Origin of the sequence: Sodalis-like endosymbiont of Proechinophthirus fluctus, assembly GCF_001602625.1 — a bacterium.
GTDB lineage: Bacteria > Pseudomonadota > Gammaproteobacteria > Enterobacterales > Enterobacteriaceae.
In genome coordinates this window covers 162-994 of the sequence record NZ_LECR01000071.1, presented here as the reverse complement: position 1 = coordinate 994, position 833 = coordinate 162, and the positions used below count along the sequence as shown (strand labels likewise).

At 58.4% G+C, this 833-nt stretch carries 2 pseudogenes; both read right to left on the bottom strand.

Annotation, left to right across the window (positions count from 1 at the left end):
• Positions 1-264: pseudogene (locus BG74_RS14945) on the bottom strand (hypothetical protein); the annotation flags it as partial.
• 1 nt (position 265) lies between these two features.
• Positions 266-833 (bottom strand): annotated as a pseudogene (locus BG74_RS06870) (autotransporter assembly complex protein TamB); the annotation flags it as partial.

The window sequence follows — 833 nt, the reverse complement described above, 5'->3', positions numbered from 1 at the left end:
GCGGGCCAGTCCCTTATCCAGAGCGGCATTGAGTGTCAGCGTCTCAAACTCCACCGGCAGAGTCTTGCCCTGCACCGTTTGACTGACCTTCACACCGCTGCCCACTAGCTCCACTTTGCCCTGCGGCAGGCCGCCCTCCGCGGTCCAGCGCAAATCGACTCGGCCGGTAAAGACACCGCTGGCCTGTGTTCCCGCCTGTAGCAGAGGTTTCAGCATCGCTAGATTGAAGCGGTTTAGCAGCAAACTCGCCTGTCCGGATGCCCCNTATCTCACTATTTTGCGGCGTGCAGATCTGTGCATTGTGATTTTGCCAGCAGTGCGGACTGATAATGAGATTTTGCGTTACGGCCCGATAATCCAGCGTTATATCGCGCGTCAGCCGCCATTCTCCCACCGGCGTATCGAATCGGGTTTGGCTAAGTGTGCCCTGCCAACATTGCTGTTGCCGGTCGAAGCCGCCGCTTAACCTCAGCTGACCGGCAACCGACTCATCCTGTATCGCCAGCTTAAACTGATGCTGCTTTTCATCTCCGGTCGCGTCCAGAGTCAGTTGGGCGATGGATAGCGATCCCTGTAGCAATCTATCCAGCCGCAGCTGTACGTTGCCGCGCACGATATCGCTGAAATGAACATCACCCTGCAACGCTATGCGTCCGACAGTTAACTCTCCCCAGCGCAGCGCATGTAAGTTAAGATTCATTAGCAGCTGCGGCGCGCGCAGATTGCCCCGCAGTTTGATATTGCCTGCTGCCCGGCCGCCCAGCCCTGGCAGCGCACCGTTCAGCGCCGGCGCGCTGAGCACGGCGTCCAGCGCGAAGGTATCATTCAATTCC